The 26,559-nt window shown below is 72.8% G+C and carries 20 protein-coding genes and 2 pseudogenes; 14 read left to right on the top strand and 8 right to left on the bottom strand.

Annotated elements, in window-relative coordinates:
- Positions 1-79: 79 nt before the first annotated feature.
- Positions 80-2,548: a SpoIIE family protein phosphatase gene (locus tag ABT078_RS00880; RefSeq protein ID WP_351222373.1), complete on the bottom strand. Its 2,469-nt coding sequence runs from the start codon at positions 2,546-2,548 to the stop codon at positions 80-82.
- Positions 2,549-2,876: 328 nt separating this feature from the next.
- Positions 2,877-4,361, bottom strand: coding sequence for a xylulokinase (gene xylB, locus ABT078_RS00885; RefSeq protein ID WP_351222375.1), 1,485 nt, complete (start codon positions 4,359-4,361; stop codon positions 2,877-2,879).
- A gap of 238 nt (positions 4,362-4,599) precedes the next feature.
- On the opposite strand from xylB, the gene xylA reads away from it, so the two are divergent.
- The 3 genes and pseudogenes from xylA to ABT078_RS00900 form a co-directional block, all read left to right on the top strand.
- On the top strand, positions 4,600-5,769 hold the full coding sequence (gene xylA / locus ABT078_RS00890; RefSeq protein ID WP_351222377.1) for a xylose isomerase: 1,170 nt from the start codon (positions 4,600-4,602) through the stop codon (positions 5,767-5,769).
- 289 nt (positions 5,770-6,058) lie between these two features.
- Positions 6,059-7,324, top strand: a complete 1,266-nt coding sequence (locus ABT078_RS00895; RefSeq protein WP_351222379.1) for an ROK family protein — start codon at positions 6,059-6,061, stop codon at positions 7,322-7,324.
- 39 nt (positions 7,325-7,363) lie between these two features.
- A pseudogene (locus tag ABT078_RS00900) lies at positions 7,364-7,816 on the top strand (endo-1,4-beta-xylanase); the annotation flags it as partial.
- 122 nt (positions 7,817-7,938) lie between these two features.
- Here the strand turns inward: ABT078_RS00900 and ABT078_RS00905 are convergent.
- Entirely contained in the window at positions 7,939-9,042 is a 1,104-nt protein-coding gene (locus tag ABT078_RS00905) for a LacI family DNA-binding transcriptional regulator (protein ID WP_351222381.1), read from the bottom strand.
- Positions 9,043-9,192: 150 nt separating this feature from the next.
- On the opposite strand from ABT078_RS00905, the gene ABT078_RS00910 reads away from it, so the two are divergent.
- From ABT078_RS00910 to ABT078_RS00925, 4 genes are read left to right on the top strand one after another with little or no spacing between them, the layout of a single operon-like run.
- Positions 9,193-10,500, top strand: a complete 1,308-nt coding sequence (locus tag ABT078_RS00910) for an ABC transporter substrate-binding protein (RefSeq protein WP_351222383.1) — start codon at positions 9,193-9,195, stop codon at positions 10,498-10,500.
- A gap of 26 nt (positions 10,501-10,526) precedes the next feature.
- Positions 10,527-11,474, top strand: a complete 948-nt coding sequence (locus ABT078_RS00915) for a carbohydrate ABC transporter permease (RefSeq protein WP_351222384.1) — start codon at positions 10,527-10,529, stop codon at positions 11,472-11,474.
- Entirely contained in the window at positions 11,474-12,292 is an 819-nt protein-coding gene (locus tag ABT078_RS00920; RefSeq protein ID WP_351222386.1) for a carbohydrate ABC transporter permease, read from the top strand. The genes ABT078_RS00915 and ABT078_RS00920 overlap by 1 nt, the downstream gene beginning before the upstream one ends.
- A gap of 44 nt (positions 12,293-12,336) precedes the next feature.
- Positions 12,337-14,754, top strand: coding sequence for a beta-xylosidase/alpha-l-arabinosidase (locus tag ABT078_RS00925; protein WP_502981139.1), 2,418 nt, complete (start codon positions 12,337-12,339; stop codon positions 14,752-14,754).
- Between the two features lie 456 nt (positions 14,755-15,210).
- Here ABT078_RS00925 and ABT078_RS00930 read toward each other — a convergent pair whose 3' ends face one another.
- Both ABT078_RS00930 and ABT078_RS00935 read right to left on the bottom strand, forming a co-directional pair.
- The gene (locus ABT078_RS00930; RefSeq protein WP_351222388.1) at positions 15,211-20,037 is read right to left on the bottom strand and encodes a cation-translocating P-type ATPase; all 4,827 of its coding nucleotides are present in this window, start codon (positions 20,035-20,037) and stop codon (positions 15,211-15,213) included.
- A gap of 66 nt (positions 20,038-20,103) precedes the next feature.
- On the bottom strand, positions 20,104-20,712 hold the full coding sequence (locus ABT078_RS00935) for a hypothetical protein (RefSeq protein ID WP_351222390.1): 609 nt from the start codon (positions 20,710-20,712) through the stop codon (positions 20,104-20,106).
- Between the two features lie 297 nt (positions 20,713-21,009).
- Here ABT078_RS00935 and ABT078_RS00940 point away from each other — a divergent pair, with 297 nt between their 5' ends.
- Positions 21,010-21,252 carry a hypothetical protein gene (locus ABT078_RS00940; RefSeq protein ID WP_351222392.1) on the top strand — a complete coding sequence of 81 codons (243 nt, stop codon included), beginning with the start codon at positions 21,010-21,012 and terminating at the stop codon, positions 21,250-21,252.
- A gap of 123 nt (positions 21,253-21,375) precedes the next feature.
- On the opposite strand, the gene ABT078_RS00945 is transcribed toward ABT078_RS00940, so the two are convergent.
- The gene (locus ABT078_RS00945; protein ID WP_351222394.1) at positions 21,376-21,570 is read right to left on the bottom strand and encodes a hypothetical protein; all 195 of its coding nucleotides are present in this window, start codon (positions 21,568-21,570) and stop codon (positions 21,376-21,378) included.
- Between ABT078_RS00945 and ABT078_RS00950 the strand changes: the two genes are divergently transcribed.
- Entirely contained in the window at positions 21,569-21,727 is a 159-nt protein-coding gene (locus ABT078_RS00950) for a hypothetical protein (RefSeq protein WP_351222396.1), read from the top strand. The two genes, ABT078_RS00945 and ABT078_RS00950, sit on opposite strands and share 2 nt — an antisense overlap.
- A gap of 25 nt (positions 21,728-21,752) precedes the next feature.
- Positions 21,753-21,911, top strand: coding sequence for a hypothetical protein (locus ABT078_RS00955; RefSeq protein WP_351222398.1), 159 nt, complete (start codon positions 21,753-21,755; stop codon positions 21,909-21,911).
- On the opposite strand, the gene ABT078_RS00960 is transcribed toward ABT078_RS00955, so the two are convergent.
- Positions 21,903-22,487 (bottom strand): histidine phosphatase family protein, encoded by a 585-nt coding sequence (locus ABT078_RS00960; RefSeq protein WP_351222400.1) that lies wholly within the window; start codon positions 22,485-22,487, stop codon positions 21,903-21,905. The two genes, ABT078_RS00955 and ABT078_RS00960, sit on opposite strands and share 9 nt — an antisense overlap.
- A 324-nt stretch (positions 22,488-22,811) precedes the next feature.
- Between ABT078_RS00960 and ABT078_RS00965 the strand changes: the two genes are divergently transcribed.
- The 3 genes from ABT078_RS00965 (at position 22,812) to ABT078_RS00975 (ending at position 25,748) form a co-directional block, all read left to right on the top strand.
- Positions 22,812-23,033 (top strand): CbtB domain-containing protein, encoded by a 222-nt coding sequence (locus ABT078_RS00965; protein ID WP_351222402.1) that lies wholly within the window; start codon positions 22,812-22,814, stop codon positions 23,031-23,033.
- A 20-nt stretch (positions 23,034-23,053) separates the two neighbouring features.
- The gene (locus ABT078_RS00970; RefSeq protein WP_351222404.1) at positions 23,054-23,833 is read left to right on the top strand and encodes a CbtA family protein; all 780 of its coding nucleotides are present in this window, start codon (positions 23,054-23,056) and stop codon (positions 23,831-23,833) included.
- Between the two features lie 502 nt (positions 23,834-24,335).
- Positions 24,336-25,748 carry a S1 family peptidase gene (locus ABT078_RS00975; protein WP_351222406.1) on the top strand — a complete coding sequence of 471 codons (1,413 nt, stop codon included), beginning with the start codon at positions 24,336-24,338 and terminating at the stop codon, positions 25,746-25,748.
- An 88-nt stretch (positions 25,749-25,836) separates the two neighbouring features.
- On the opposite strand, the gene ABT078_RS00980 is transcribed toward ABT078_RS00975, so the two are convergent.
- Positions 25,837-26,490, bottom strand: a complete 654-nt coding sequence (locus ABT078_RS00980; RefSeq protein ID WP_351222408.1) for an MFS transporter — start codon at positions 26,488-26,490, stop codon at positions 25,837-25,839.
- Here ABT078_RS00980 and ABT078_RS00985 point away from each other — a divergent pair.
- Positions 26,452-26,559 (top strand): annotated as a pseudogene (locus tag ABT078_RS00985) (3-phenylpropionate dioxygenase); the annotation flags it as partial. The gene ABT078_RS00980 and the pseudogene ABT078_RS00985 overlap by 39 nt on opposite strands.

The raw sequence follows: 26,559 nt of genomic DNA on the forward strand, positions 1-26,559 counted from the left end.
CTCCCCTCGGAGTGCCCGTTCCCCGGTGGCCCCGGTCAACCCCTGGGCCGGGGCCGCCGGCAAACCACGTCACGCGCGATCAGGCGAGCTTGAGCTCGGTCCAGATCGTCTTGCCCCGCTGTGTGTAGCGCGTTCCCCAGCGCTCGGCGCACTGCGCCACGAGGAACAGCCCGCGGCCGCCTTCGTCGCTCGTGCGGGCATGCCGCAGCCGTGGCGCGGTACTGCTGCCGTCGGAGACCTCGCACGTCAGGACGCGGTCCCGGATCAGTCGCAGCCGGATGGGGGACTTCGCGTGCCGTACGGCGTTGGTGACCAGCTCGCTCGCGATGAGCTCGGTGGCGAACACCTCCTCCTCCAGGGCCCACGACGTGAGCTGGCGGGTGACGAGCGAACGGGCGGTGGAGACGATCGCCGGGTCCGTCGGCAGGTCCCACGACACGACCCGGCTCGAGCCGAGGGCGTGCGTCCGCGCCACGAGCACGGCGGCGTCCTCACTGGGCCGTGCCGGGACCAGCGCCTCGGTGAGCATGCGGGCGGCGTCCCGCACGGGGCCGTGCGACCGGGCGAGCAGGCCGGCGAGCCGGGACTCCTCCCCTTCACCGGGGTGCGCCTGCAGGAACCCGCTGGTGTACAGGGCGAGCAAGGAACCCTCGGGCAGTGTCACCTCGGTCTTCTCGAACGGGGGGCCCGGCAGGCCGAGAGGGGCGGCGGCGGGGACGCCGAGGATCTTCGCCGTCCCGTCCGGGAAGGCGACAGCGGGGCCGGGATGGCCCGCACCGGCCACCGAGCAGAGCTGGGAGACGGGGTCGTAGACCAGATAGAGGCAGGTACACCCGGCGTCGTCGCTCACCGGGCGTGGCCCTGGGCCGTCGGCGGACGGGGGTTCGCCGGCCGCGCCCTGCGAGTCGTCGCTGCCGAGGCGGCGTACCAGGTCGTCCAGCCGGGCGAGCACCTCGTCGGGCTCCAGGTCCAGGTCCGAGAGCGTGTGCACGGCAGCCCGCAGCCGTCCCACTGCGGCGGCGGACCCCACGCCGCGTCCCGGCACGGTGCCGGCCACCAGGGCGACCCGGGCTCCCGACAGCGGTACGACGTCGACCCAGCCGCCCCCGGTACCGGCGTGGATGTACTCGTGGGCCACCTCCACCCCGTTGCTCTGGGGCAGCTCCCCCGGAAGCAGGCTGCGTTGCAGGGACACGAGGGAGTTGTGCTCGCGGAGGTAGCGGCGGGCGTTGTCCAGGCACAGGGCCGTGCGATGGCTCAGGTCGCTGGCCAGGGTGAGGTCGTCCTGCTGGAAGGGACCCTGCTCCCCCCAGCGGTAGAAGGTGGCGATGCCCAGGGCGCGGTCCTGGGCGACCAGCGGCACGAACATGAGCGAGTGCACCTTTTCGTCCAGCATCCGCCGGCCGCGGACGGGATCGTGCAGCACCCAGTCGCTGTCCGCGTGCACCGGGCTGATCAGGCGCGGCCGCAGATCGGAGAGGGCCCGGGCGGACGGGGCGACGAGGGGGAACGTGCTCTCCTCGCCGATCGCGTAGGCACCGGCCGGTACGCCGTGCCGGCGGGACCGCGAAGCCGCACGGCGCAGCACCGCGTCGGGCCGCACGGGGCCGGGGACGATGTCCTCGCCCGCGAGCACTGGTTCGAGGACCTCGACCGCGATGCTGTCGGCCAGCCGTGGCACCGCCACTTCGGCCAACTCCTGCGCCGTCCGCATCACATCGAGGGTGGATCCGATGCGGGCACCGCCCTCGGCCAGCACGGCCAGCCGCTGCTGCGCGAGGTAGCGGTCGGTGACGTCGACCGCGGCATCGGCCACGCCGAGTACACGGCCGTCGTGGTCCTCGAGGCGGAACGCGGAGACCGAGTGGACGTGCTCGCGACCCGGGTCACCCGGGGTCCTGCCGTGCTTCTCGAATCCGATCACCGGTACGCCGGACTCCAGCACCTGTGCCAGCACGCGTTCCGCCAACTCCGCGCTGAATTCGGGCCATACCTCGGTCAGCCGCTTCCCTATCCCCTCCGACTCCGGCGTGCCCTGCATCCCCTCCGCCGCGGCGTTGTACCGCAGCAGATGCAACTGCTCGTCGAAGACGAAGAGCCCGACCGGCGACTGGGTGAACAGCGACTCCAGCAGCGCCCGGTCCCAGTCCCGCTCCCGCATCCCCGCCGGCTCCTGCATCCCCGCCGGCTCCCGCGTCGCCGCCGGGGCGAGCATCACCACCCAGCTGGTCCCGACCTCGCGCCCGGCACGGGCGGATTCCTCGGTACGGACGGTCAGCCGCAGGGGCACGAGCCTGCCGTCGCGATGCCGCACGAGGACCGCGCCCCTCTCACCGCCACCCGGCTCCCGGGCCGGCTCCTCGGCCCTGGCCAGCAGGTCGGCCGCCGGGCGCCCCAGCACCTGGTCGGCGGCGTACCCGAGCAACTGCTGGGCAGCCGCGCTCCAACCGGTCACGACACCCCGTGCGTCGACCACGACACGAGCCCAGCCGGGCCTCGTGAACCCGTCGCGCTCGCTCGTCCCCTGCCCGACGTCCGGTGCACCCATGGCCACCCAGCCTCGCCCTGCGTCGACGTCTTCCCTGCTCCCAGTCTCCTCTACGGCAACCCGGTGACAACTCGGCGCCCGGACGTCGGATGCGGTCCTGTCGTCGATGCGATCCAGCTGTTCCCCCCCCCGCGGCCGGGGCCGGGGCCGGCCTCTGCGGCGAGGTCCGGGACGATCCCGGAAAGCGGGAAAGTAGGCCCCGCCGCCCCCGCCACGGACGAGCCGAAGGCCACCAGACCGTCGGCCTGCGACCAGTCGTAGGTGCCGCGCTCGGGCTCCACGACCTCCCGGCCGAACCGGCCGCGCCCTCCGAAGGTGCGAGAAGGACTCAGCGCCCCGCCCGGGCGAACCACCCACCCGCATCGCCGAGCACCGCCTCGATCCGTTCCCACGTCGCCTGGTCCCGTTCCACGGCGGGCAGCTCGTGGCCCCGGCCGGTGCCCCAGCCCGTCGCGACGGCCACCGGGTCGTCGCCGGTCGCCGCGCCCGTGGCGAGGGCGGCCGCGCCCAGCGCGACGAGTTCCTGGGCCTCGGGGATCAGGACGGGCCGGCCGGAGAGCCGGCGTACGGTCTCGACCCAGGTGCGACCCTGCGCGCCGCCGCCGATGAGCCGCAGCGGCCGGGAGCGCACGCCGGGCCCGTCCGGGTCGAGGCCGACGGCGACCAGCAGCTCGTCCAGCGCGCGCAGCACGGTGAAGACCGCTCCCTCGTAGGCGGCCCCGAGGAGCTGGCCCGCCGTGGTCGTGTGCCGCAGGCCGGTGAGCAGGCCAGAGGCGTGCGGAAGGTCGGGGGTGCGCTCGCCGTCGAGGTACGGGAGCACGACTGCCTCGCCGCCCGGCTCCGCGTCCTCGCGGCCGAGGCCGAGCAGCGCCGCGACCTTGTCGACGGCGAGCGTGCAGTTGAGGGTGCACGCGAGGGGCAGATGGGTGCCGTCCGTGGCGGAGAACCCCGCGAGCGCGGCGGATACGGCCCGCGTACGGGTGGCCGCGAAGGCGGTCCCGGAGGTCCCGAGGCTGACCACGGGATGGTCGAGCAGCCCGGCGCCGCCGAACCCGAGTCCGACCGCGGCGGCCATGTTGTCGCCCGTCCCGGCGGCCACGGCGATGCCCTCGGGCAGGCCCAGCGCGGCGGCGGCCGCCCGGGTCAGCGGGCCCACGCGCTCGGCACCGCCCGTGGCAACGGTCGGCAGCAGCGCCGCGTCGAGGCCGACGAGGTCGAGCAGCCCGGGATCATAGGCACCGGTGGCGGTGGAGTACCAGCAGGTGCCCGACGCGTCGCCCGGGTCGGTGGCCGCGACGCCCGTCAGCCGCTCGGTGAGGAAGTCGTGCGGCAACCGCACGGCGGCGGCCGCTTCGGCGACGGCGGGCTCGTGCTCCCGCAGCCACTGCCACTTGGCGGCGGTCATGGACGCGACGGGCACGGAGCCGGTGCGGGCCAGCCAGGCGTCCGGGCCGCCGAGCGCCTCGGTGAGCGCGGCCGCCTGCGGGGCCGAGCGCGTGTCGTTCCACAGCAGGGCGGGGCGCAGCGGGCGTCCGGCGGAGTCCAGGGTGACCAGCCCGTGCTGCTGGCCGGCGACCGCGATGCCGATGACGTCCGACGCGGCCGTGCCGGACTCCTTGAGAGCGGCGGCGACCGCTTCGCGCAGCGCCTGCCACCACCCCTCGGGATCGGTCTCGCGCGCGCCGCCGTCACCGGTGACGGTGTGGGGCGCGCGCCCGACCGCCAGGATCCGGCCGGTGGCGGCGTCGGTCACGACCGCCTTGGTGGACTGGGTGGAGCTGTCCACGCCGATGACGACGGGTGATGTCGGCACTGCGCACCTCACTGGTGATGTGGGCTGATTTTGGTTGTACGAAGAACAAAATATGTCTAGGGCGTGAGCGGCCGTCAAGCGGGGCATCGGGGACGAGGCAAGCGGGCATACGGGGTGAATCATCGAATATTCCTCAGAGCCTGTGCCGTGGGCCGAGGGCTTGGCGGGAGCTGCTTCATGAGATATTGGTTAGGAGACAAACAAATCATCGAGCTGCCGTCACCCAAGGGGCCGCACCATGTCCGATTCCTTCACCCCCACCCCGCAGGACAAGTTCACGTTCGGTCTGTGGACCGTCGGCTGGCAGGGCCGCGACCCCTTCGGCGAGGCCACCCGCCCGGCCCTCGACCCCGTCGAGTCCGTCGAGCGCCTGGCCGGCCTCGGTGCGCACGGCGTGACCTTCCACGACGACGACCTGATCCCGTTCGGCTCGTCGGAAGCCCAGCGCGAGGCGGTCGTCAAGCGCTTCAAGGACGCGCTCGAGCGCACCGGGCTCAAGGTGCCGATGGCGACCACCAACCTCTTCACGCACCCCGTCTTCAAGGACGGCGCCTTCACCGCCAACGACCGCGACGTGCGCCGCTACGCACTGCGCAAGACCATCCGCAACATCGACCTCGCGGTCGAGCTGGGCGCCACCACCTATGTCGCCTGGGGCGGCCGCGAGGGTGCGGAGTCCGGGGCCGCCAAGGACGTGCGGGTCGCGCTCGACCGTATGAAGGAGGCCTTCGACCTCCTCGGCGAGTACGTCACCGAGCAGGGCTACGACCTGCGCTTCGCCATCGAGCCGAAGCCCAACGAGCCCCGCGGCGACATCCTCCTGCCGACCATCGGCCACGCCCTCGCCTTCATCGAGCGTCTGGAGCGTCCCGAGCTCGTCGGCGTCAACCCCGAGACCGGCCACGAGCAGATGGCGGGCCTGAACTTCCCGCACGGCATCGCCCAGGCGCTGTGGGCGGGCAAGCTGTACCACATCGACCTCAACGGCCAGTCCGGCATCAAGTACGACCAGGACTTCCGCTTCGGCGCGGGCGACCTGCGCCAGGCGTTCTGGCTCGTCGACCTCCTGGAGACGGCCGGCTACGAGGGCCCCCGCCACTTCGACTTCAAGCCCGTGCGCACCGACGGCTTCGACGGCGTGTGGGAGTCCGCGAAGAACTGCATGCGCAACTACCTGATCCTCAAGGAGCGCGCCGCCGCCTTCCGTGCCGACGCCGAGGTCCAGGAGGCGCTGACCGCCTCCCGGCTCGACGAGCTCGCGCTGCCGACCGCCGCCGACGGCCTGAAGGGCCTGCTTGCCGACACCGCCTCTTACGAGGACTTCGATGTGCAGGGCGCGGCCGAGCGTTCGATGGCCTTCGAGCGCCTCGACCAGCTCGCGATGGAACACCTGCTCGGGGTGCGCTGACCCGGTCCCTGCCGGGCGCCCGGGGCGGTCGACGGCCGCCCGTGGCGCCCGGCGCGTGGCACGGTCGCCCACGGCCCCGGGGAGCGCGGCCGCCCATGGCCTCCGTGGCGCGGCCGTCCGTGGGCCCGGGTGTCCCCGTCCGTGGTCCGGCGCGCCGGGACATGCCCGGAACCGGCGGGTTATGTTGACCCGTCGCCCCATGGCGATCAGCGATTCGGCGCGCCGCAGCCGGCGCACAGCGAAACCCTTCAAGCAGGTCGCCCTGCCGGGGCAGGTAGGGAGTGAGTACGTGTCACAGAGCGCCGCCGAGGCGGCTCGCTCCCCCGGGGCGGCCCCCGTCGACCAGATGGCGGTGCGCCGCGTCAACCTCGTCCGTGTACTGGGCGAGGTCCGCTCGGCGGGGCCGTTGTCCCGGGCGACGGTCGCCCGGCACACCGGGCTGACCCGGGCCACGGTCTCCAGCCTCGTCGCGGAGCTCATCGAGCGCCGGCTGCTGCGCGAGACCGACTACCAGCAGGACGGCACGGTCGGCCGTCCGGGACGGCGTCTGGAGATCGACGGCAGGGGAGTGGCCGCGCTGGGTCTGGAGATCAACTCCCGCTACCTGGCGGCCTGGTCGACGGACCTCGCGGGGCGGCCGCTCCACGAGCGGCGCCTCGTGCACGACGCGACGCGCGAGGACGCCGAGGTCACGATCCGCACGCTCGCCGCGATGGCCGGGGAACTGGTCGACGGCGCCCTTCGCGCCGGCGTCCACACGGTGGGCATCGGTGTCGCCGTGCCCGGCCCCGTGGACATCGCCACCGGTCTCGTACGCTCCGCGCCGAACCTGCACTGGAAGGACGTCCCGGTCGCCGGGCTGCTGCGCGATCTGCTCGGCCTGCCGGACGGTGTCAGCGTCGTCGTCGACAACGAGGCCAACCTGGCCGCCCTGGCCGAGCGCGGTCACGCCCAGTCCGCGGCCGCCGACCTCCTGTACGTCACGGGCGAGGCGGGCATCGGCGCGGGCATCGTGGCGGACGGCAGACTGCTGCGTGGCGCCGGTGGCTTCAGCGGCGAACTGGGGCACATCCAGGTCGATCCCGCGGGCGAGACGTGTGCCTGCGGGCGCACCGGCTGCCTGGAGACCAAGGTGGGGCTGCCCGCCGCGATGCGGGTCGCCGCTCCCGACCTGGTGAGCCGGCAGGCGGCGGGCACCGCCTTCGACGACCCCCAGGAACAGGCCCGGGAACTGCTGCGCCGCGCCGCGCAGGGCGACCCGAGGGCGCTGACCGGACTGGACGAGATCGGTCGCTGGCTCGGCATCGGCCTGTCGATCCCGGTGAATCTCCTCAACCCGGACGTGATCGTGCTGGGCGGCTACTTCGCGGCGGTCGCCCCCTATCTGCTTCCTGCCGCCATGCGTGAACTGCGCGACCGGGCTGTGGCGGGCGACTCGGCGGTGTGCCGGGTGACCGGCTCGGCGCTGGGCTTCACTGCGGCGGTGCGCGGCGCCGCGGACGTCATCGTGGAGGAGATCTTCGCCGATCCGGGCCGGGTGGGCGTCGCGTCGTAGGGCGCGGGATTCCGAAACTTCTTCGAAACTCCATGCACCTTCAAGCAGCGCGGTGTGCCGAGCGACTGCGTCGGCTTCCAGTCGCACTTCAACAGCCGGTCCCCGGTGCCCGGCGACTACCAGCAGAACCTGCAGCGCTTCGCCGACCTCGGCGTCGACGTCCGGATCACCGAGCTGGACATCGAGGGCTCCGGCACGTCCCGGACCACCGGCTACGGCAACGTGGAGCTACCGCTTCAACGGCAAGGTGACGATCACGGCGGGCAGCTCCCCGATCAGCGGCTGGAGCGTGAACGTCACCGTGACGTCCCCGCAGAGGAGCTCGACGACCTGGAGCGGCTCGCCCACCTGGGACAGCAGCGGCAACGTCACGACGATGAGGCCGAACGGCAACGGAACCTGGCGGCCGGCGCATCGACGAGCTTCGGCTTCACGGTCCTGACCAACGGCGACACGTCGGCCGCCGTCATCGGGGCCTGCACCACCTCCTGACGACAGCGCCGTCCTCCGGCGGACCGGTCGGCGTCAGCGGCATCCCGGGGACGGGCCCTCCCCGGGGTGCCGCCGTTTGCGCGGGGCCGGATCCGGCCCGTCCGGCGGACGGGCCCTCGCCCTCAGTCCCCGGAACGGGGTGCCGGGACGTCCTCGAGCGCAGCCGCCGTCCTGCCCGCGGGTGCGGGAGCCGTGGCGTCGTCCTCGGCCGGCGGGGCCGCGGTGCTCTTCCTGACGACGAGGCTGGTCGCCAACTCCAGCCTGGTCGCGGAGGCTTCCTCGGTACGCAGCCGCAGGAGCATCTGCACCGCCTCCTCGGCCATCTGCCGCAGGGGCTGGTGCACCGTCGTCAGTGCCGGGCTGGACCACCGGGCGACCTGCACGTCGTCGTAGCCGACGACCGAGAGGTCGTGCGGGACACGCAGCCCCGTGACGCGCGCCGCCTCCAGGACGCCGAGCGCCTGGAGGTCGCTGCCCGCGAAGATGGCGGTGGGCCGCTGCGAACGCGGCAGCGCCAGCATCTCCATCGCCCTGTCGTGCCCGCCCTCCACATGGAAGTCGCCGAACCGGACGAGCTCGGGGCCGGTCTCCAGGCCGGCCATGCTCATCGCCGAGCGGTAGCCGTCGAGGCGGGCCAGGGAGCAGAGCATGTCCTCGGGGCCGGTGATGATGCCGATCCGCCGGTGGCCGAGCTCGATCAGATGGCGGGTGGCCGCCAGGCCGCCGGTCCAGTTGGCCGAGCCCACGGAGGGTACGTCCGGGTCGGGGTCGCCGGCCGGGTCGACGATGACGAAGGGGATGGACCGCGCCCGGAGTTGCTGCTTGACCTCCTGGGGGAGGGCGGAGAAGACCAGGACGACACCGATCGGGCGGCGCTGGAGCACGCCCTCGATCCAGTCGGGTCCCGGCGAGTGGCGGGTGCCGCTCTCGGTCAGCACCACACTGGCCTGGTTGGCCTTGGCGACGTTCTCCACACCGCGGATCAGCTCCAGCGCCCAGATGCTGTCGAGTTCGTGGAAGACGATCTCGATGAGCGGTGCCTCCCGGGACGACCTCGCCGTGCGTCGGTAGGCGTGGGTCTCCAGGAGGCGTTCCACCTTGACCCTCGTCGGCGCGGCCACGTCCTGCCGGCCGTTGAGGACCTTCGAAACTGTCGAAATGGAGACACCGGCCTTCTGGGCCACCTGGGCCAGGGTGATACGGCCAATCTCCTCGTCATCGCGCATGGCGGGAGCATAAGGCACGTTCAACTGCCGCAACAGCGTAACGCTTTGGTAACTCGTTGTTCGAGGGTTGACCCCCCAGGTGGGGAGCCCTAGCGTCCCCTCTCGTGAACTTTCGGTAGTGGTGCCGAAATAGTTTCGAGAGGCGAGGCGATGAAGCGACGCGTACGGTTCCCGCGGACCGCCGTCATCGGCGGTGTGACGCTGGCAATGGCGCTCTCACTGGCCGCGTGCGGCGGAAACTCCGACGACTCGGCAGGCGGGTCCGACGAGATTCACGTCCTGGTCTACGGCGACGCGGCCAACAAGGTCGAGAAGCAGCTGGTCGAGACCTTCAACAAGACCTCCGAGGTCAAGGCGGTCCTGGACACCATCCCGGGCGCGGACTACCAGGCCAAGCTGCAGACGATCATCAACAGCAAGCAGGCCCCCGACGTCTTCTTCAACTGGGGCGGCGGCAGCATCAAGCCGTTCGTCGACGCCGGCCTGCTGATGCCGCTGGACGACTTCATCGCCAAGGACCCGGGCCTGAAGGACAAGTTCCTGCCCTCGGTGTTCAACACCGCCGTCGTCGACGGAAAGCCGTACGGCGTCCCCATGCGCGGCACCCAGCCCGTCCTGATGTTCCACAACAAGAAGGTCCTCGCGGACGCGGGTATCACCCCGCCGAAGACCTGGGACGAGCTGCTCGCAGCGGTCAAGACCCTCAAGGGCAAGGGTGTGACCCCGATCGCGCTCGGCGGCGGCGACAAGTGGCCGACGCAGATGTGGTACCAGTACGTCTACGACCGCGTCGCCGGGCCCGAGCTGTTCCAGAAGGCCATGACCGGGGACAAGAGCGCCTGGGAGAGCGCCGACAGCAAGAAGGCCCTCTCCATGATCAGGGAGCTGGTCGACGCGGGCGCCTTCGGCACCAACTTCGACTCGGTGAAGTTCACCGACCAGGGCTCGCCGACCCTGCTGGCCACCGGCAAGGCCGCCTTCGAGCTGATGGGCTCCTGGGAGTACTCGACCCTGCAGGACGCCCACCCGGACTTCGCCAAGAGCGACCTCGGCTACGGCACCTTCCCGACCGTCACCGGCGGCAAGGGCGACCCGAACAACATTGCCGGCAACACCAACAACTACTACTCGGTGCTGAAGAAGACCAAGCACCCCGATGCGGTCGCCGACTTCCTCGAGCTCATGTACTCGGACGAGTTCGTGAAGGCGCAGCTGTCCATCGGCAACCTGCCCACCACGACGAACACCCCGGACTTCCTGGACACCTCGGCGAGCCCGGAGTACTCGAAGTTCCAGTACGACCTGGTCGCGAAGGCCCCGGCATTCCAGCTCTCCTGGGACCAGGCGTACCCGCCCGCGGCGACCACCACGATCCACTCGGCCGTCCAGCAGTTCTTCAACGGCCAGATCGACGCGGACGGCTTCATCGAGCAGATGCAGTCCCTGCCGGCCGCCTGACCCACCACTGATCCGGATCACTTGACATGACCACTGCCACTGCACACGCCGTGGACAGCGAGAAGTCCGAACGGACCGGCCGGGCCCCCGGCCGGTCCGGCACCGGAGTGGGCCGCCCGGGCTTCGCCTGGGCGGCTCCGGCCGCGCTCTTCTTCGGACTCTTCGCCATCGTCCCGCTCGGCATGCTCGTCGTGCTGTCCTTCGCCGGCTGGAACGGCCTCGGCGAGCCCGAGTTCGTCGGTTTCGACAACTGGAAGAAGCTCCTCGACGACCCCGTCATGCTGGAGAGCCTCTGGCTGAGCGTTCTGCTCACCGTGCTCGGTGTCGCCGTCCAGACCCTCGTCAGCATCCTGCTGGGCGTCTGGGCCGCGGGCCGCCAGCGGAACCGGGCGGTGCTGACCGCCATCTACTTCGTCCCGCTGCTGCTCTCCATCACGGCCGTCTCCGTGCTGTGGCGTGCGGTGCTCGACCCCAACTTCGGTGTGCCATCGCAGGCCCAGTGGCTGTTCGGGGACGGCAATCTGCTCGGCAAGCAGGCATCCGCGATCGGTGTCCTCGTCTACGTCGCCACCTGGCAGTTCACGCCCCTGCACACGCTCATCTACCAGGGCGCGGCCCGCGCGATCCCGCAGGTCCTCTACCAGGCCGCCGAGATCGACGGGGCCGGCAGGATCAGGAAGTTCTTCCACATCACCCTGCCGCAGCTGCGCAACAGCGTCATCACCTCGGTGATCCTCATGGTCGTCGGCGGTCTCACCACCTTCGACACCGTGCTGATCCTCACCCAGGGCGGCCCCGGCACCGACACCACGATCAGTGCCTACTACATGTACCAAAAGGCCTTCAAGAGCTTCGACTTCGGCACGGGCTCCGCCGTCGCGCTGCTCCTCGTCCTGGTCGCCACGATCATCTCGCTGATCACGGTCAAGCTGTCGGGCTACGACAAGATGCGCAGCACCCAGGAGGGCGTGTGATGAAGAGCCGTCCCAACTACCTGGCGGGGTTCGGCTCGCTCGTCTGGCTCTTCCTGGTCGGCCTGCCGCTGTACGTCATGCTGATCGCGACGTTCCAGAGCCGCGCGGACTACGCGGCCAACGGCCCGCTCGCCTTCCCGAAGAACTTCACGCTCGACAACTACATCAACGACCTCAACGAGGGCTTCGGGCAGTACTTCCTCAACACGGTGATCGTCACCGTGGCGGTGGTCGGCATCGTCCTGCTGCTCGTGCCGCCGCTGGCCTACGCGATCGTCCGCAGCCAGGGCCGCACCACCACCGTCGTCTTCCGGCTCTTCCTGCTCGGCCTCGCGATCCCCTCGCAAGCCGTGATCGTCCCGATGTTCTACGTCATCAGCAAGGCCGGTCTCTACGACAACCTCATCGGCGTCATCCTGCCGACGGCGGCTTTCGCGATGCCGGTGTGCGCGCTCATCCTCACCGGCGTGATGCGCGACATCACCCCTGATCTGTACGAGGCGATGACCATGGACGGCGCCTCGCCCCGGCGGACCTTCTTCCAGCTCGTCGTCCCGCTTTCCAAGAGCGGCCTGTCGACGATCGTGGTCTTCTCGGCGCTCCAGGCGTGGAACGGCTTCCTCTTCCCGCTGGTCCTGACCCAGTCGGCGGAGACGAAGGTGATCACCATGGGCCTCTACGACTTCCAGACCGAACACGGAGTCGACATCCCGGGCCTCCTCGCCGCCGTGGTCCTGTCCATGCTCCCCATCCTGCTCGTCTACCTGTTCGCCCGTCGCGCCCTGGTCCAAGGGCTGATGGGCGTCGGAGGAAAGTGACCGACAACGTGGCTGTAGAGGACAACCTGGCCGTGGAGACCGCCGTGGAGACCGATTCCGCCCGCCCTCTCTGGCGCGATCCGTCCTTCGATGCGGAGACCCGCGCCGAGGCCCTGGTCGCCGAGATGACCCTCCAGGAGAAGATCGCCCAGCTCTTCGGCGTCTGGGTGGGCGCGTCGAACGAGGGCGCCGAAGTCGCCCCGCACCAGCACGACATGGAGGAGACGCCGGACCTCGACGAGCTGCTGCCGTACGGCCTCGGGCAGCTGACCCGGCCCTTCGGCACGGCCCCGGTCGACCCGGCGATCGGCGCGCTCTCGCTGGCGCGCACCCAGCGCCGTATCGCTGAAGCGAACCGTTTCGGCATCCCGGCCCTCGCCCACGAGGAGTGCCTCGCCGGCTTCGCCGCCTGGGGCGCCACCGCCTACCCGGTGCCGCTGTCGTGGGGCGCCACCTTCAACCCCGCGCTGATCCGTGAGATGGCCGCCGCCATCGGCCGCGACATGCGCGCGGTCGGCGTCCACCAGGGCCTCGCCCCGGTACTCGACGTCGTAAGGGACGCACGCTGGGGCCGGGTCGAGGAGACCATCGGCGAGGACCCGTACCTCGTCGGCACAGTCGCCACCGCCTACGTCCAGGGCCTGGAGTCCGCGGGCATCGTCGCCACCCTCAAGCACTTCGCCGGGTACTCCGCCTCCCGCGCCGGGCGCAATCTGGCGCCGGTCGGCATGGGTGCACGCGAGCGCGCCGACATCATCCTGCCGCCGTTCGAGATGGCCGTGCGGGAGAGCGGCGTGCGCTCCGTCATGCACGCCTACACCGACACCGACGGCATCCCCTCCGCCGCCGACGAGCGGCTGCTGACCGGGCTGCTGAGGGACACCTGGGGCTTCACCGGAACGGTCGTGGCCGACTACTTCGGCATCGCCTTCCTCAAGACCCTGCACGGAGTGGCCGGCACCTTCGGCGAGGCGGCCGGCGCCGCCCTCGCCGCAGGCGTGGACGTGGAGCTGCCGACGGTCAACACCTTCGGTGAGCCCCTGCTGGAGGCGGTCGCCTCGGGCCGTGTGCCCGAGGCGCTGATCGACCGCGCGGTACGGCGCGTCCTCGTCCAGAAGGCCCAGCTCGGCCTGCTCGACCCGGACTGGAGCCCGCGCCCCGAGGCGCTGGCCGGAGCCGGAGCCGGAGCCGGAGCCGGAGCCGGAGCCGGAGCCGACTCGGAGACGCTGCGCGGAACGATCGGCCTCGACACGGACGCCAACAGGGCCCTCGCCCGCCGCGTCGCCGAGCAGGCCGTCGTCCTGCTCCACAACGACGGCACCCTGCCGCTGGCCCCGGCCGCCGGTGCCGAGGACCGCACCGCACCGGCCCGGATCGCGCTGATCGGCCCCAACGCCGAGGTCCCGACCGCGGTCCTGGGCTGCTACGCCTTCCCCGTCCACGTCGGCGTCCAGCACCCCGAGATCCCGGTCGGCATCGAACTGCCCACGCTGCGGGAGGCGCTGGCTGCGGAGTTCCCCGGCAGCGAGATCGTGGTGGCCCCGGGCGCGAGCGTCGACGGCACCGACACCGACGGCTTCGCGGTCGCCGCCGAACTCGCCCGGGGCGCCGACATCGTTATCGCCGCGCTCGGCGACCGTGCCGGACTCTTCGGCCGCGGCACCAGCGGCGAGGGCTGCGACGCCGAGTCGCTGGCCCTGCCCGGAGTCCAGCAGCAGCTGCTGGACCTGCTCCTCGACTCCGGCACCCCGGTCGTGGTGACGATGCTGGCCGGTCGGCCCTACGTGCTCGGCCGGGCGGCGACGGAAGCCGCCGCCGCCGTCCAGTCCTTCTTCCCCGGCGAGGAGGGCACCCGGGCCATCGCCTCGGTGCTGAGCGGCCGAACCGCCCCTGAGGGACGGCTCCCGGTCAGCGTGCCCCGCCACCCCGGGGCCCAGCCGTCCACGTATCTGGCGGCGCGGCTCGGCCACTCCAGCGAGGTCTCCAACATCGACCCGACTCCGGCCTTCGGCTTCGGCCACGGGCTGACGTACACCACCTTCGAGTGGACCGACCTGGCCGTGGAGGGCGACGAGGCGGCCACGGACGGCGCGTTCCGGCTTGCCTGCACGGTCACCAACAACGGTCCGCGCGAGGGCACCGAGCTGGTGCAGCTGTATCTGCACGACCCCGTCGCCTCGGTGGTCCAGCCGCTCCAGCGGCTGATCGGCTACGTCCGGCTGGACCTCGCACCCGGCGAGGCCGTACGGATCCACGCGACGGTCCCCGCCGACCTGGCCTCCTTCACCGGTCGCGACGGCAACCGTGTAGTGGAGCCGGGCGAGCTGGAGCTGCGGTTCAGCGCGTCGAGCACCGACCCGCGGCTGACGGCGCGGGTCGTGCTCACCGGTCCCGTACGGGAGGTGGACCACCGCCGCAGCCTCCACGCCGAGTTCACGGCGGTGCCGCACCCGGCACGGTGACCCCCGGCGCCCGGGCGCTTCGGCGCCCGGGCCTGCCGTCGGCTGCCGCTGCCGGCCCGACTGCCGGGCTGGGGGCGGCGGTTGCCGGCGCGTCGCGGCCCCTGCGCGGCGCAACGCGGCGCGGCTGTTCGGCGGCCTGCGAGCGAGGCGCCCGCCCCGGCGGTACGGCGGTGGCGCCGAGCAGAGGCGTCGCCCCATCGGCGTGGCCTGGAGTCAGGCGGCGCCTGCCCCCGCGTGGCACAGGATGCGACCGCCTTCGCGTACCGCCACGCCACGTTCGCCACGGTCATCGCCGGCATGTGGCCGGACCCCGCGGACACAACGTCATGGCCGGCGACGAGCAGGGCCGGATCAGGGCCCACCACAAGGGCGGTGACGACCGCCTCGTCGAGGTCGATGTCGAGCCGTGGCCGGGCGCGAGGGCGTACGGCCTTCAGCGGACGAGGCGTACGCCCTTCAGCGGACGACCCGCACGACGGGACGCATCCGCGAGGTGAGATCGGCCAGCAGCCGGTCGGCCTGCGGCAGTACGTACGGACCGAGGGAAGCGGCACCGACGGCGACGGCCACACCGGTCCAGGCCAGCGGACCGAGCGGCGTGCACCCGAAGAAGTGGCTGACGACGGGTGTCTGGACGAGTGCCACGAGCACGGCCGCGGTGCCGAGCACGGTGACCAGGACCAGCGGACTGTGGCGGCGTCCCACGACGGTCTGCGTGAGCTGGGCGCCGACCACCCCGCACAGGGCCATGGTGCTCGTGCGTCGCGCCGAGCCCGGAGTGAGCGTGCCGATCAGCCAGGCGACGGCCGCGCCGATCCCGGTGATCACGCCACGGTGCCGGATCTGACGGTTCAGCGGCCGGCCGAGGACGGCGACGCCGACGGGCATGCCCTCGGCCGCGACGGGCTCACCCGCGGGGTCCTGGGTGTGGGGGGTGACCGCGACCGCCATCGCCGGGAACATGTCGGTGAGCAGGTTGACCAGCAGCAGCTGACGTGTCGACAGCGGCGACGTACCGGACAGCAGCGTGCCGAGTACCGAGAAGCCGACCTCGCCGGCGTTCCCGCCGAGCAGGATGCTGATCGCGTCGGCCACGCTGCGCCACAGAGCGCGGCCCTCGCCGATGGCGTCGATGAGCACCGACAGCTCGTCGTTGGTGATCACGAGGTCCGCGGCGTTGCGCGCGGCCGCGGATCCGCGTGCCGCGATACCGACCCCGACATCGGCGGCGCGGATGGCGGCGGCGTCGTTGGCGCCGTCCCCGACCATGCCCACGACGCGTCCCGCCTCCCGAAGCGCCTCGACGACCTGGAGCTTCTGTTCGGGGGCGACGCGGGCCACGACGCCGCAGTCCCGCAGCAGGCGCGCCCGCCCTGCCCGGTCCAGCGCGGCCAGATCGTCCCCTGTGACGACCGTGACGTCCGGTGGCCAGCCGAGTGCGACCGCCACCGAGCGGGCGGTCTCGGGGTGGTCGCCGGTGAGCATGACGGGCCGAACGCCCGCCTTGCCGAGTCCGGCCACGAGCGGGGCGGAGCTGGCGCGTGGCGTGTCGGCCAGGGCCACGAATCCGATGAGTTCCAGCAGTTCGAGGGGCTTGTCCAGGGCCTGCGCCGACTCGTCCGCCGCGACGCGGCGTTGAGCGACGGCCAGCAGCCGCAGGCCCTGGGCGGCGAGCGTGTGTGCCGTGTCGACGACTGCCGGATCCGCGTCGGGGCAGCAGGGCAGCACGACTTCCGGCGCGCCCTTGACCACCAGCAGGTCCCGGCCGTCGCCGTCGGGCTTCGCGGCCGTTCCCGCGGCGGCCGCGTAGCCCCGGCTCGCCTCGAAGGGCTGGGCCCGCACCGTGGTCCACCCGGTCTCGCGCGGGGCTGCCGCCAGGACGGCTTCGTCGGTGGCGTGGGCGTGGAAGCCCGCCTGCTCGACGACGCGGGGGCAGGCACGGGCTGCGGTGCGGAGGACCGGCTCCGCGTCGGGGCCGGACGCCGGGTGCTCGGCGCCGTCGGCGGTGATCACGCGGACGACCCGCAACCGGTTCTCGGTGAGGGTGCCGGTCTTGTCGAAGCACATGGTGTCCACGCGTCCCAGCGCCTCCAGGCTGCGCGGTGTGCGCACCAGGACACCGAGCCTGCTGAGCCGCCGCGCCGCGGCCATCTGCGCCACCGTCGCCACCAGGGGCATGCCCTCGGGCACGGCGGCCACCGCGACCGCCAGCCCGCCCTGGAGCGCGGTGCGCATCGGGCGGCCGTGCAGCAGGGACAGCCCGGCCACCGCGGCGCCGCCGGCGAGGGTGAGGGGGAGCACCCGGCGCGTCAGCTGGTGCAGCCGTGCCTGGACCCCTGGCGAGGTGGGGACCCGGGCGGCGAGGGACGCCGCGCGACCGGCCTCTGTCTGGTCGCCCGTGCTCACCACGACCGCCCGCGCACGGCCGGCCACCACCGTGGTGCCCTCGAACACCATGCAGGTGCGGTCGGCCACGGACGCCTGCGGTACCGGGGCCACTTGCTTACGGGTGGGCAGTGACTCGCCGGTCAGCGAGGACTCGTCCACCTCGAAGCCGCTGACCTCCAGCAGCCGTGCGTCGGCCGGGACCACGTCGTTGGTGCGCAGCTCGATCACCTCGCCGGGCGCCAGCCGTTCGGCCGCGACGAGGGACGGCTCGTCGGAGCCGGAGCCGGAGCCGGAGCCGGAGCCGGAGCCGGCGAGGCGCCGGGCCGTCCGCCGCTGCCCGGTGACCAGCGCGGACAGCGCCCGCTCGGCGCGTAGCCGCTGCACGCCGCCGACCAGGGCGTTCACCGCCACGGCACCGATGACGAGGAACGCGTCCACGGCCGATCCCAGTAGCGTCGACGCGGTGGCACCGACCACCAGGACGGGGGTGAACGGGTCGTCGAGTTCGGCCCACACGGCGCCGGCCAGACGTGCGCCCATCCGCGCGGGCGTGAGGGCCGGGTGCGTCACCGCCGCGCCCGCGGCGTGTCCGGCCCGGGTCCGTACCACCGCCCAGGCGGTGGGCGCGGCCCGCGACGCTCGCGCCAGCCGGGCCATGACCTCGTCCGGATGCAGGGCGTGCCAGGGCACCCGAGGCCGGGGGCGCGGGGTCGTACCGGCGGTGACGACCAGCGCGGCGAACCAGCTCGACACCAGGGCCACCGCGGTCGCGATGTTGACGGGGCTGAGCCGCAGTTCGAGAGGGAAGGGGACGCGTTGCGACCGCGACCCACGGGTGAGCACCAGGAGCTCGGAGAGCGTGGTGCCCGCTTCGGCGAGGAACTTGGCCCGTCGGCTGACCGCCCGCGCCGCGGGCACGGCGGACAGCAGCCGCCAGGCACCCTCCAGCCCGCGAAGGGCCAGGAGGTCCGCCCCCCAGACGACTGCGCCGCGCTCGTCCGTGACGGCGAAGGCCAGGTCACTGCGGAGCAGCCCGTCGAGCACGTCCCGGCTCGATTCCGTCAGCTCCCGCTCGGTCGCGGCCCGTTCGTGAGGGACGCGCGCCACCGTGAGGACGGTCCGCCCGTCGGCCTGCAGGCCGGCCACCACCTCGCCCAAAGGGCTGTCGGATGAGGCGAGTTGATCGGCCAGGGTCCCGAACTCACCCAGCGAGTGGTCGTCCACCACCACGACGTGCAGCCCTGCCCGGCGCGCCGCGTCCAGCGCTGCCTCGGCCATCGGGTCGACCTCCCAGCCGACCAGCACGGTGCCGACGTCCGCGTCGCCGACCGACGCGATCATCAGTCCCGTGGGCGGCGGTTCCGACGCCGGCGGACCCGACCTCGACCGTCGCGTGGCCGACGCCGTCTCATCGGGCACCGGCCGCAGGCCGAGCCGTGGCTTCCGGGACGGAGTTGCCCCGTCCTCGGGTGCTGTTCCGTCGCCGGTCGTCGCCCTGTCCTCGGGTGCTGTTCCGTCGCCGGTCGTCGCCCTGTCCTCGGGTGCTGTTCCGTCGGCGGTCGTCGCCCTGTCCTCGGGTGCTGTTCCGTCGGCGGTCGTCGCCCCGTCCTCGGCCGTGTCCTCGGGTGCGCTCAGTACAGCGGTGGCTTCCAGCCACAACCGGTGGTGGTCCCAGCCGGGCATGCTGGGATGCACCTCGAGCACGGTACGCCGCGTGCTGCGCAGCGCCTCGGGATGGAGGACGACCGTGTCCACGAGCTCCAGCCGGCGCAGCCGCTCGGGGGCGCGGACCAGGACGTCCTCGCGCGCCAGGGCACTGCCGAGCGCTGCCGTGAACGCCGCAGGGCCGTAGCGCGCGGCCTTGGGCGAACCGCCGAGTGCGGTCTCGGCCGCCTCGTCGAGGTTGCGGGTGAACAGCAGCGTGGTGACGGCGCCGCCCAGCATGCCGTTGACCGCGGCGTCGGCGTACTCCTCGCCCGGGCACGGACGCAGCGACGGACGCTCGACGTCGCCTCCGGCGACCGTCAGCCGATGCGGGGCGCACAGGCGGTCGTGCACGGCGTCGAAGGTGGCGAGCTGGGCCAGGGACTCCACCAACTGGACGGTCCGCAGGGCCGCGTCGAGCAGCAGCGGACTCGGCGACTGCCCGATTCCGCAGACGGCCGCATGGGCCGCGGCCAGCACCAGATCGGCCGCGTCCGCGCCCAGCGCGCGGCTCAGCGCCGTGCGTACGCGCGAGTCCTCGCGCAGCACCACGACTGCGGCCACCACGACCTCCGGCGCACGGCGCAGAAACGCCGTCCGTGCCGCAAAGGCGGTGGCGATGCCCGCTGCGTCGCACGCGAGGGCGAGAGCGCTCGTGCGCACACCACCGGCGGCACCGGGGTGCGTGTGCTCCAGCGTGTGCTCGCCGACGTGCACCAGCCCGTGGGCGGCGGCGAGTTCGGACACTCTGACCGCCAACTCGTCGCCTACCGCGTCCTCCGTGGTCTGCACGACCAGCCGTCCCAGCCCACCGTCCCAGTAGGCGAGCAGTACGTCGGGGTGCTCGGCCAGCTCGACGGCCACCTTCCGTGCGGTGGCCTCGAGCCGCTCGACGGTGGGCGCCTGCGCGTCCGGGTGGTGCCGCAGGGCGAGGTGCATCCGGGAACCGGCGCGCCAGTAGCCGACCTGAGGGGTCATCGCGTTACGAGCGGCCCTTCCCACGCGCAGCGCGGTCGCGGACGCCGCCGCCGCCCCCTTCGCCGCGCCTCCGGCACCGGCGTGCACGAGTTCAGCGGCCATGCGCGCCGTGTCCGTGGCCGGCGAGGCGATCCGGCGCGTGGCCTCGACGGGGGCCGCAAGGAGGTTCTGGAGGGCCACGACGGGCAGCCCGGTCAGCAAGCGGAGCAGCATCTGTCACCTTCGCGGGCTTGCCGAACGGGCCGGGGCGGAACGGTGGTCACACGGGCAAGGCCGGCGTCAGGACTTCTTCCGCCCACCTGCCTTGGCACCTGCCTTGGCACCTGCCTTGGCACCTGCCTTGGCCTGCGTGGCGCTCGTGGCGGCGCGCTTCGACGAGCGGGCCTTCGCCGTGGCCGAGGTGCTCGTGGACTTGGTCGGGCGCGTCTTCGCCGACCCCGACGTGGCCTTGGGCGGGCGGCTCTTCGCCCCCGACCCCGTGGTGGTCGACGCCTTGGCCGACCTCGCGGCCTGCTTGGCCTTCAGCCCTTCGGTGCGGGCCCCGCCCGCGGCCTCGGCCGCCGCGGCGTCCTTGGGGCGCGGCTGCGTGAGCCACACCACCGCTGCGCCCGCCACGGCCACCGGCCACTCGACCACACCCGCGACACCGAGCAGCCCGGCACCGGTGTACGCGGCGACACGGCGTGCGTGCGGCGAGACGATCCCGACGGAGTCCAGGACGCCGTCGACGACCCCCTTGACCCGCTCCATGCCGGGCCTGACACGGTCGGCGCCCGGGACCTTCTCCACGGCCGTAGCCATCGTCTGCACCGGGTGTGCCAGTGACTCCTGAACGGGATGCTGCCCCTTCTTGCCCCCTGAGCCGGACGCGCGGGAACGGTCAGTCATGGTCGCTCTCCCTCCGTAGGGCAGGTGAGGCAGGCGGCCTCGGCCGTGACAGCTCTCACCCTTCACCAACCTTGACAAGATCACGCAACTCCGGCAAGCCTGGGCATATCCACCTACCGCCGAGTGAGGTAACCGGCGGTGGACGCTGCCGGAGCCGATGGTCCGAACCCTCGCCCGCCACCGTCGGCATCGCCGTCACCGTCCGCCCGCGGCTCCTGCGCTTCGCCGACCGGCCCACCGGCACGCCGCCGGGCGGGCGGCAGGCATCGGGTCCCCACCTCCCACGAAGGCCGCTTCATGCGCATCGAACTCACCTGGCCGCGCCCCGGCGCCGCCGACCGGACCCTCACCCTCGCGCTCCCCGACATCCCCGCGCTGCGGCAGGCGGGCCGCCTGCCGACCCCTGCCGCCCTCCGGCGCGCCGTCGCCTCGGCGGGACCCCTCGTCACGGCCGCCGCTCACGCCGCCGGCGCCTGCCCCGTCACCCGCGCCGCCCTCCCGTACGCCCTGCGCTTCGCCCGGCAGGCACTCGACAGCTGACCGGCAGCACTTCGACGGACGTCCGCGGCCACCGTCAGAGGCGTCCGCTTCCGCGGCCACGACGCCGTGCTCGCCGTCGCCGACAGCTGACGTCCGTGGACGGGGCCGCCCGCGTACCGCCGATCAGCGGGCGTCGTGCGGGTGGTGGCGGTGCGGGCGCCGATCCAGGCTCTCCGCTTCCGCCGTCTTCCCGGCCCCCGCCGTCACCGGTCCGGCAGGCGAGGACGAGCGCATCGCGCGGTCGGCCTGCGTCGCGAGGGAACTGAGCGGCTGGTACGTCATCGTGCCGCTGTGCGCGGCTTCACCGGCGACCGGCATGGTCTCCGCCCTTGGCAGCACCTGGGGCCTGGCACGCCACTACTGGGTCACCGTGAAGCTCGTCATCACCCTCCTGGCCACGATCGCCCTGCCGGCCCCCACGGACCGGGTCGGCCATCACCGACGCCGCGGCGGGAACGACCCGGCCCGGCGGTGAACTGCACGGCCTGCGCACCCGGTTCGTGCCCCGGTCCGCCGCCGCCCTGCCGGCGCTCCTCGTGGCCACGGCGCTCTCGGTGCACATGCCGCCGGGCCGGACGCCCTACGGACAGCGCAGGCAGCAGGAACAGCGCACCGCCCCGCAGACCGTCGCCACCGCGGGCGGCCGGCGTTCAGGATGAGGGCTGCGGGGCGGAGGACGCCGGCCCGCTCAGCCGCAGGTTCCACCGCCCCGACCGCCCGGTGAGCGTGACGAGGGACAACGGGGGCACGTCGACGCGCCAGAAGGCGCCGGCCGGGGCCCCGAGGGCGTGCACGACGGCGGCGCGCACGACGGCGGGCTCGGTCACGGCGAGCACCCGGCCCGCGTGCTCGGGAAGGGCGTCCAGCCAGTCGCCGACGCGTCCGCACAGAGCGGCCACGGACTCTCCGCCGTGCGGTGCCGCGTCGGGATCGGTCATCCAGACGGTGATTCCTGCGGGATCGGTCGCGGCCGCGTCGTCCAGCGAGCGGCCGTCCCACCGGCCGAAGTCGCAGTCGCGCAGGGCGGTTTCGACCACGGCGGTGAACCCCATGGCCTCGGTGGTCTGTTCGCACCGGAGCGAGGGTGCCCGGTAGTGATGCGACGCCGTGGGCAGCGCGCCCGCTGCCGTACGTGCCTCTCGTCTGCCTCGCTCGTCAAGCGGACCGTCGCCGAACCGGACGTGCCGCGCGGCGGGGCCGGCGGCGGCGCACAGCAGGGTGAGCCGGATGGTCATGGCCGGGAACCTCTCGGTGTCGTCCCGCGTGTACCGCCCTCCGCGGGGCGTGCGGGTGGTGTGCGTGTGATGGTGCCCATGGTGCGACGAGTCACAGGACGGCTGGTCAGGGACGGTATCGACGGTCCGTGCCACCGGCTGTACCCTCTGCTCCGAAAGGACGACGGCGTACACGGAAGCCCGGTGGAAACCCGGCACGGTCGCGCCACTGTGTGCCGAGCGGCAACTCCTGTCCCAGGAGGGGCGGTTCGGTGAGTCAGACCCGTTTGCCGTCGTCGCGTGCTCCACACAATGCGGGACGCGTGTTCCCGAGGAGGTATCGCCGTGGCCCAGACCGCCATCACCCCTGTCCCCCTTGCCCCACCCTCGGCGGCCAAGCTGCCGCTCCGGGCGATCCTGCCCTGGGCCGTCTTCTTCGGCCTGCTGATGCTCGTGCTGCTGTACTTCGTCGGCGCCGAGCAGGGCGCCTTCTCCGTGTTCTCAGGCGAGTCCGTCCACGAGTGGGTGCACGACGGCCGCCACCTGCTCGGCTTCCCCTGCCACTGACACGGGACGGACGCACACACATGAACTCCGTAACCGTACGCGCCCTCCTGGTGCGCGGCATGATCGCGGGTGTCCTGGCGGGGCTGCTCGCCTTCGGATTCGCGTATCTGGCCGGCGAACCGAGCGTGGACGCCGCCATCGCCTTCGAGACGGCACACTCCCACGACCACGGCGGAGGCGAGGAGGAACTGGTCAGCCGCGCCGTGCAGTCCACCGCGGGACTGGCCACCGCCGCCCTCGTCTACGGCATCGCCCTCGGCGGCATCACCGCCCTGGCCTTCTGCTTCGCGCTGGGTCGTATCGGCCGCTTCGGCGCCAGGGCCACGGCGGCCCTGGTCGCCCTGGGCGGCTTCGTCACCGTGGCGCTGGTGCCCTTCCTGAAGTACCCGGCCAACCCGCCGGCCGTCGGTGATCCGGACACCCTCAACCAGCGCACCGCACTGTTCTTCCTGATGATCGCCCTCGCCGTGCTGCTGGCGATCGGCGCGGTCATGCTCGGCCGGAGCCTCGCGGCGCGCTGGGGCAACTGGAACGCCACGGTCGCCGCCGGCGCGGCCTTCACGGTCGCGATCGCGGCCTTCACGGCCTTTCTGCCGTCGGCGGACGCGCTTCCCGACCACTTCCCGGCCGGAGTGCTCTGGGAGTTCCGGTTGGCTTCGCTCGGCGTCCAGGCACTGCTCTGGGCCGCCCTGGGGCTGATCCTCGGCCCTCTCGCCGAGCGCGTCCTGGAGCCCCGGACCGAGAAGCACCCCGCACCGGCGGATCCGACGACGGCGCCCACGTCGGCTCCGGCGCACTGACGCGCGCACCTCACCCGTGGGACCCGTCGGGGGCGCGCCCGACGGGTCCCACGCTTATGCCCCTGACGTCAAGAACGGGGTACACCCGTGGCGTCGGAGCGCCGGGTGCACTGACGCCTTCGTGCCGTGCGCGCGTTGCCGCCTGAGCGCCGCGTCCCCGCGTTGCCCTCCGCAGCGGGGCCCGGCTCTGCCGCACGCCGACGCCGTGGCCGAAGTCGTACCGGTCCCACGGGTCGACGGCGCTGACGAGCACCCTCCGGCCGACGCGCTCCGGGAACAGGTCGGTAGGGGCGGTGTGCCGAGGCAACTGCCGTACGAGACACCGGGAAGGAGATGCGGGCGGTGCCTGACGGGCGTCGGCGACGAATCGAGGACGGCGGATTCAGCTGCGGCCGGTGGTGAACACCTCGGCGCACAGGCCCGTATAGACGAGGGGGCCCGGCTTCCCGGGCCTTTCGTCCAACGGGTGATGTCAGTAGTCGGTACGACCTTGGGGCCGCGGATGAGGCACGCACGACGCAACCTTCAGCGGATCGCCCGGCTGGCGGCCGTCGGCGGGCTGGTGTCCGGCGCGCTGATGGTCTCCGACGCCATGGCGGGCGAACCGTCCGCGCCGCAGACAGGCGCCGGCGCCGTGCAGTCGGCCGGCGACCCGGTCGCGTCGCTGGTCTCGCGGCTCGGCACGTCCCGTACCGCGGGCAGCTGGACGGGGGCCGACGGCCGTCCGGTGGTCGCCGTGACCGACCAGGAAGCGGCCGCGGAGGTGCAACGGGCCGGGGCGACCGCCAAGATCGTGCCCAACAGCATGAAGCGGCTCCGCTCGGCCACCGCGACCCTGCGCTCGGCACCGACGGTCAGCGGAACGGCGTGGGCGGTGGACTACGCGTCCAACAGGGTCGTGGTGCACGCCGACAGCACCGTCTCCGCCGCCGACTGGTCGCGCATGGCCGATCTCGCCGAGAGCATCGGCGGCTTCGTCCACATGGAACGGACCCCGGGTACGTTCACCACCAGGCTGAACGGCGGGGCCTCCATGCTCGCGGACAACATCCGCTGCTCCGCGGGCTTCAACGTGACCGACGGCCAAGGCTCGTTCGTCCTGACGGCCGGGCACTGCGGACCCGTCGGCACCACCTGGTTCGGCGGCCGGGAGGGTGATGCGCTCGGCTCCACGGTCGCCTCCAGCTTCCCGGGCAACGACTTCTCCCTGGTGGAGTACGAGAGCGGCGCGGCCCCCGAACGCCCCGACATCGTGGAGATCGGCGGTGGCCGAGGGGTACGGATCATCGGCGCCGCCGATCCTGTCGTCGGGCAGCAGGTCTTCCGCAGCGGCAGCACGACCGGGTTCCGTACCGGGCGGGTGACCGCGCTGAACGCGACGGTCAACTATCCGGAGGGCACGGTCACCGGCCTGATCGAGACGACGGTCTGCGCGGAATCCGGAGACAGCGGCGGCCCTCTGTTCTCACAGGGGCTGGCGCTCGGAGTGACCTCGGGAGGCAACGGGGACTGCACGACCGGGGGCATCACCTACTTCCAGCCGGCGATCAAGGCGATGGCGGCGCTCGGGGTGCGCCCGGCCGGCGGGCCCCCGGCCGACGGACAGGACGATGCCGCGAGTCAGGGGACGGACTCCCCGACCGATGGGCCTTCGGACGCCTCCGACGCGTCCGCCGGCTCCGACGCCGTGACGCCGGGCACCCCCGCACCGCCGGGAACCCCTGTCCCGCCGGCTGCCGCCGCCGGACCGGGGAGCGTCACCGACATCGCCGCCGGTCTCGGGCCCCTCGGCGCCCTCGGTCCGGGGCTCGGGGTCGTCGGCCTGAGCCTCGTCCTGCTGATCGCCAGTCGCTGGATCCAGGCGGCCCAGGGGCGCAGGGACTACCGCAACATCTACTCCCAGACCTGGGCCTGAACCTCGGGCCCGGGTCGCCGCCGCGGCGGCGGTTCAGAAGTCGACCCGGATACGGATCCTGCGACCCGGACCCGGGCCGGTGCTCGGTTCAGGAATTGAGCTCCTCCAGCGTCTTCCCCTTCGTCTCGACCGCGAAGAACGCGATCGCCATGCCCACCGCCGCCACGCAGGCGAGCTGAGCGAAGACGAGCGTCAGGCTGCCGCCCGCCCCGAGGATCGCGCCGACGGTGATCGGGCCGAGGATGACGCCGAGCCGGTTCCACAGGCCGCCGAAGGCCGCTCCCTTGGCGCGGTTGCGGGTCGGGTAGAGCTCGGGGGAGTAGAGGTAGAGCCCGGCGTTGATCGCGTACACGAAGAAGGTCATGCAGGACGCGAACACCGCGACCTGGCCGCCGGAGACCGCCCCCGTCAGGGCGAGCGTCCCGAGGGCCAGCGTGGTGCCGCCGAGCGCGGCGACCAGAGCCGGCCTGCGGCCGACCCGGTCGATCAGCAGCGCGACGATCAGGGTTCCGAGCAGCCCGGTGACGTTGCTGAGCAGCGTGTAGACGAGGGCGGTGGTCAGGTCCAGGCCGAAGTTCCTGGTGTAGAGGGAGGGCAGCCAGGTGGAGATGCCGTGGTTGACGTAGTACGCGACGAACCACAGGCCCGACACGACTGCCGTGCGGCGCAGATACCGCCCCTGGAACAGCTCGCGCAGCCGGCCCCGGCGGACGCCGACCAGCGGGAGAACCTGTACCAGCACGATCTGGGCGTGGTGCGGCTGCGCCGCCTGTACCGGGCACAGGCGGAGGCACAGGCCGCGGCGGGGTGA

The sequence above is a fragment of the Streptomyces sp. NPDC002133 genome, from assembly GCF_040296405.1.
In the GTDB taxonomy this organism is placed as follows: Bacteria; Actinomycetota; Actinomycetes; order Streptomycetales; family Streptomycetaceae; genus Streptomyces.